This window comes from Jiella endophytica, assembly GCF_004519335.1.
Taxonomy (GTDB): Bacteria; Pseudomonadota; Alphaproteobacteria; order Rhizobiales; family Rhizobiaceae; genus Jiella; species Jiella endophytica.
Map to the genome: position 1 here is coordinate 1,068,961 of NZ_SOZD01000002.1, position 6,003 is coordinate 1,074,963.

The following is a 6,003-nucleotide window of genomic DNA, read 5'->3' on the forward strand; positions in this document are numbered from 1 at the left end:
TGCTCAGTATCCCAGCGGCGGCAGGCCGTCGTTTTCGGGCTCGGCGACGCGCATCTCGTCGGTGTCGTCGGTGCCGAGGTCCTGATAGGCGCGATAGGCGAGCACCAGCAGGAAGGCGAAGAAGGAGAAGGAGATGACGATCGCCGTCAGGATCAGCGCCTGCGGCAGCGGATTGGCGACGGCGTCGAGCGGCGCCTTCGCGCCCTCAGGCACCAGCGGCGGCGCCACCGAGGAGACGCGCCCGGCGGTGAAGATCAGGATGTTGACGGCATTGCCGAGCAGCACCACCCCGAGCAGCATGCGGATGATGTGCTTCGACAGAAGCAGGTAGAGGGCGACGGCGAAGAGGCAGCCGACGACGAAGCTGAGGGCGGTTTCCATCAGTCCGACTCCCGTTCCTCGAGGGCGAGCGCGATCGACGAGATGCCGCCGACGACGACGAGATAGACGCCGATGTCGAAGAGCATCGGCGTCGACAGCGCCAGTTCGGTGCCGAAGACATGCGGGAAGATCCACAGGCCGGTCATGAAACCGGTGCCGGCGGGGATCGAGAGAAGGCCCGCGACGACGGCGAAGAGCAGGCCCGCCGCAGAGATCGCCATCGGATGGAAGTAGAGCGCCCGGCGCACCGCCGCGACGCCGCAGGCGATACCGTAGATCGCGAAGGCCGAGGCGGCGATCAGCCCGCCGATGAAGCCGCCGCCGGGATCGTTGTGGCCGCGCAGGAGGACGAAGATCGAGAACAGCACCATCAGCGCGGTGAGATAGGGCGCGGTGAAGCGGAAGATGATCGTCCTCATGGCGTCGTCTCCGTCGGATCGGCCGGCGCCCGGTCGCGGCGCCCGACGCGGATGCGGATCAGCGCCAGCACCGCGAGGCCGGTGGTCATGACGACGGCGATCTCGCCCATCGTGTCGACGCCGCGGAAGTCGACGATGATCACGTTGACGATGTTGTGGCCGTGGGCGATCGCGTAGGAATAGCGCTCGAAGAAATCCGACAGCACCGGATCGAAGGGCCGCTGGGTGATCGACAACAGGAACAGGCCGAAACCCGCGCCGCCGGCGGTCGCCAGCGCCGCATCGGGCAGCGTCTCGCGCCACGGCCGGTGGTCGGCCGGCGAGAGCCGCAGCCGGGTCATCACGAGGGCGAGGATGACCACCGACAGGGTCTCGACCATGAACTGCGTGAAGGACAGGTCCGGCGCGCCGAGCAGCATGAAGATCAGCGCCGTGGCAAAGCCCTGGATGCCAAGCGAGACGATCGCCGTCAGGCGGTTCTTGGCGATGACGACCGCGACGATGCCGACGAGGATCAGCGCCAGCACGATCCACTCGTAGAAACGCAGCTCCGGCACCTTCGGTTCGGACGGCAGCGCGCCGGCGAAGATCATCGGCACCAGCAGCCCGGCGGTGATCACCGCGATGGTCACCGTCATGTAATAGTCGAGCCGGCCGGATTGCAGGCGCCGGGTGGCAATGAACGACACCCGCAGGAGCCCGCGCATCGCCTGGTCGAAGCCGAGATCCGGCCCCCAGCCGATCGCCGCAAGGGTGCGGCCGGTCGCGGCCCTGATGGCGTTCGAGGCGAGATAGATCAGGATGCCGAGGCCGATCGTCGCCAGCGAAAGGGCGAAGGCGAGGTTGAGATGCGGCACCCAGGAAATCTCGATCCCGGCCGGCGCGCCGATGGCCGAACTCGCCATCGGGCCCGAGAAGAAGTGGTGGTAGGTTTCGGAAAACAGCGCCCCGACAAGACCGGCGACACCAAGAACGAGCGGGCCGAGCCAGATCGTCAGGCCGCCCTCATGGGGATGGTGGATCGTCTCCGGGAGCCTGCCGACAAACGGCTTCAGCGCGACGATGAAGGCGGCGGCGAACATCAGCGCATTGCCGAGGATCGCAGCGGCGATCAGGAAGACGTGCCAGGCGTCGGGATGCTCGAGCGCGTGATAGATCTCCTCCTTGGCAAGGAAGCCGACGAAGGGCGTGATGCCGCCCATCGACAGCGCGCAGAGCAGCGCCGCGGTGAAGGTGATCGGCATGTATCTGGCGAGCCCGCCGAGACGGTCGAGCTCGCGGGTATGAGCGCCGTGATCGACCGATCCCGCCACCATGAACAGGCCGCCCTTGAACAGCGAATGGGCGATCAGATAGAGCACCGCGCCGATCAGTGCGGCTTCGGTGCCGACGCCGATCAGCATGACCAGCAGGCCGAGCGAGGAGACGGTCGTATAGGCGAGCGTGATCTTGATGTCGGTGGCACGCACGGCGAGCAGCGCGCCCATCACCAGCGTCACCGCGCCGAAGATCGGCAGAACCGTCGTCCACAGAACGGTCTCGCCGAGCGCCGGCTGCATCCTCAGGAGCAGATAGACGCCGGCCTTCACCATCGTCGCCGAGTGCAGATAGGCCGACACCGGCGTCGGCGCTTCCATGGCGTTGGGCAGCCAGACATGGAACGGCATCTGCGCCGACTTGGTGAAGGCGCCGCAGATGACCAGGACGAAGATCGCCGTATAGGCGGGGCTCGATCGCAGCGCGTCGCCGGCGGCCAGCACCTCGCTCATCGAGTTCAGCCCGGCGAGCTCGCGGATCAGGATGAAGCCGGCGAGCAGCGCGAGGCCGCCACCACCGGTGATCGCCAGCGCCTGGATGGCGCCGCGCCGCGCCCTCTCCCTGTCATGATCGAAGCCGATCAGCAGGAAGGAGGTGATCGAGGTCAGCTCCCAGTAGACGAACAGCGTCATCAGGTCGTCGGCCAGCACCAGGCCGAGCATCGAGCCCATGAACATCAGGATGAAGGAGAAGAACCGGCCCTGGTCCCGGTGACCCTTCAGATAGCCGCCGGAATAAAGCACGATCAGCGTGCCGATGCCGGTGATCAGCAGGCCGAAGGTCGAGGCGAGGCCGTCGATGCGGAAGGAGAAGCGCACGTCGAAGGCGGGGATCCAGTCATAGCCGAACTGGACGACGCCGCCATCGGCGACGGTCGGAAGGAAGGTAAAGAGGATCGCGAAGGCGAGAGCCGGAGCCAGCGCCAGCAGCCAGGCGGCATGGGCGCCGAGGAACCGTTTGGCGATCGGCGCGATCGCCGCGGCGAGAAATGGCAGGGCAAGGGCCAGCGTTCCTCCGGTCGTCGCCTCGATTTCCGCCATCCGTCGTCCTTGCCGTTGCGCCTTCGGTGATTCGATGCCGCCGGTTGATCCGGCGAGCCCGCCGGGGACGATCGAATGTGCTGCCCGCCCGCAGGAACGCGATGCGAGGGACAGCGCCTTCGTTCTATAAGAACCGCCACGCCGCGGGGCAAGGACACCGAAGCCGGCCGCTGCGGCCTTTCCCGGGATCTCCGGGCGGCAGGGCCGCTTGCGAAGCACCGCCGGACCACCTAACTGCGGGCCGGGTTTCGTTTCGCCGCTCCGCCCGCCTGTCCGCAATGACGCCTGCGATCGGCGCTCCGGCGAAAGGCCGAAACGCGACGGTGGCGTTTTTCCGCGAAATGCGGTGCAATCGGCGCGAATCCCATTCCGTGCATCGACGACGAAGAGCCTTGGATATCTGCCGTGACGACACGTTTCGACCCGCCCGCCGAGCTTCCGAAGCCGCCGCTCCCCGACAAGCGGCCGCTGACGGATACGCGCCACGGCCGCGAGCGGCTCGACGAATATGCCTGGCTGAGAGCGCATAACTGGCAGGAGGTCTTCAAGGATACGGCGGTCCTCGATCCCGACATCCGGGCCCATCTGGAGGCCGAAAACGCCTATCAAAAAGCCGTCATGACCGGCACCGAGGCGCTGCGCGAGGCGCTGGTGAAGGAAATGCGCGGGCGGATCAAGGAAGACGATTCGTCGGTCCCCGCCCCCGACGGTCCCTTCGCCTACGGCATCGCCTACGAGGCCGGCGCCGAATATCCGCGCTTCGTGCGGGTTCCCCGGGAGGGCGGCGAGACGGCGGTGCTGCTCGACGCCGAGAAGGAAGCCGCGGACCGCGCGTATTTCTCCCTCGGCGGCGCCAGCCATTCCGGCGACCATCGCTGGCTGGCCTGGGCCTATGACGACAGGGGTTCGGAATTCTACACGCTGAGGATCCGCGATCTTGAGAGCGGCGAGGACCTTCCCGACATCGTCGAGGACACCGGCGGCGGCGGTGTCTGGTCGGCGCGCTCGAACGGCTTCTTCTACACGCGCCTCGATTCCAACCACCGGCCGAGCCGGGTGTTTTATCACCGCCTCGGCAGCGACCCCTCGAGCGACGCGCTGATCTACGAGGAAACCGATGCCGGCTTCTTCATGGGCGTCGGCAAGACCCAGTCGGACGAGTTCGTCGTCATCGACATCCACGACCACGAGACGTCGGAATGCTGGCTGATCCCCTCAGCCAATCCGGCGGCCGAGCCGCGGCTTCTCGCCGAGCGCGAGACCGGCGTCGAATACGACGTCGACGAGGCCGGCGGCACCCTCTACATCCGCACCAATGCCGACGGCGCCCACGACTACAAGATCGTCACGGCGCCCGTCGATTCGATCGGCCGCGGCGAGTGGGCCGACTATGTCGCCCATGAGGACGGCCGGCTGATCCTCGACCACATGGTGCTGCAGAACCACCTCGTCTGGCTGGAGCGCCGCGAGGGCCTGCCGCGCATCGTCGTCAAGCGTCTCTCGGACGGCGCCGAACATGCCGTCGCCTTCGAGGAAGAGGCCTATTCGCTGGGCCTTTCGGGCACCTACGAATTCGACACGACGGTGATCCGCTTTTCCTATTCTTCGCTGACGACGCCGTCGCAGACCTTCGACTACGACGTCGAGACGCGCGAGCGGACGCTGCTGAAGACCCAGGAGGTTCCCTCCGGCCACGATCCGGAGGCCTATGTGACCCGGCGGACTTTCGCTCCCGCCAACGACGGCGAGAGCGTGCCGGTATCGCTGCTCTACCGCAGGGACACCCCGCTGGACGGCTCGGCACCGTGCCTCCTCTACGGCTACGGCTCCTACGGCATCACCATCCCGGCAGGCTTCAACACCAACATCCTGTCGCTGGTGAATCGCGGCTTCGTCTATGCCATCGCCCATATCCGCGGCGGCAAGGACAAGGGCTTCCGCTGGTACGAGGCGGGCCGGCGGCGCAACAAGGCGAACACCTTCACAGACTTCATCGCCGCCGCCGACCATCTCGTCGCCGAACGATTCACCTCCCACGAGCGGATCATCGCCGAGGGCGGCTCGGCCGGCGGCATGCTGATGGGCGCCGTCGCCAACATGTCGCCGGAAAAGTTCGGCGGCATCGTCGCTATCGTCCCCTTCGTCGACGTCCTCAACACCATGCTCGACGACACCCTGCCGCTGACCCCGCCGGAATGGCCCGAATGGGGCAATCCGATCCTGTCGGGCGAGGACTACGAGGTGATCGCGTCCTACAGCCCCTATGACAACGTCAAGCGCCAGGCCTACCCGCCGATCCTGGTGCTCGCCGGGCTGACCGACCCGCGGGTGACCTATTGGGAGCCGGCGAAATGGGTGGCGCGGCTGCGCGAATTGAAGACCGACGACAATCCGGTGCTTTTGAGGACAAATATGGACTCCGGCCATGCCGGCGCTTCCGGCCGCTTCTCGAAGCTCGAGGAAGTCGCCTATGTCTATGCCTTCGCCCTGAGGCTGATGGGGAAGGCGGCGTAGGCGGCGCAGGCAGAGCGTCGGGCGCATTCCGCCTGCCGCGTCTTTCTTCGCAGGCGGTGCTCGGAGTTTCGATTCAGCCGGCTTTTGCGGTTTGGTCGTTCCGCTGAGAGTGCTTGAGAACTCTCCGTGCGCGGTGCTTTCCGGTTTTCCTTTGACAATACCTGGGGTTACCCCCCTCTGCCCTGCCGGGCATCTCCCCCGCAAGGGCAGGCGAATCGCATATGGCCGGCGGTGATTTGAAGCTGATCGGGCTTGCGGTTTTGGCTCTGATTGATTCTGGAAGCATCCATGGAGATGTCCCGTGGAGGCGAAGATGGATCGATTTGTCGAAT

General features: G+C 66.3%; 4 protein-coding genes. 1 reads left to right on the top strand and 3 read right to left on the bottom strand.

Features of this window, described 5'->3' with window-relative positions; all coding sequences use genetic code 11:
• Window positions 1-3: 3 nt before the first annotated feature.
• Genes E3C22_RS09925 through E3C22_RS09935 form a run of 3 tightly spaced genes read right to left on the bottom strand, consistent with a single transcriptional unit; the run spans window position 4 to window position 3,157 of the window.
• Window positions 4-381, bottom strand: coding sequence for a Na+/H+ antiporter subunit C (locus E3C22_RS09925; protein ID WP_134761815.1), 378 nt, complete (start codon window positions 379-381; stop codon window positions 4-6).
• Window positions 381-800 (bottom strand): Na+/H+ antiporter subunit B, encoded by a 420-nt coding sequence (locus E3C22_RS09930; protein WP_134761816.1) that lies wholly within the window; start codon window positions 798-800, stop codon window positions 381-383. The genes E3C22_RS09925 and E3C22_RS09930 overlap by 1 nt, the downstream gene beginning before the upstream one ends.
• Window positions 797-3,157: a putative monovalent cation/H+ antiporter subunit A gene (locus E3C22_RS09935; RefSeq protein WP_134761817.1), complete on the bottom strand. Its 2,361-nt coding sequence runs from the start codon at window positions 3,155-3,157 to the stop codon at window positions 797-799. Before E3C22_RS09935 ends, E3C22_RS09930 begins: the two co-directional genes overlap by 4 nt.
• Window positions 3,158-3,562: 405 nt before the next feature.
• Here E3C22_RS09935 and E3C22_RS09940 point away from each other — a divergent pair, with 405 nt between their 5' ends.
• A complete protein-coding gene (locus E3C22_RS09940; protein WP_134761818.1) occupies window positions 3,563-5,671 on the top strand; it encodes a S9 family peptidase in 2,109 nt (702 codons plus the stop codon).
• The last annotated feature ends 332 nt before the right edge of the window (window positions 5,672-6,003 follow it).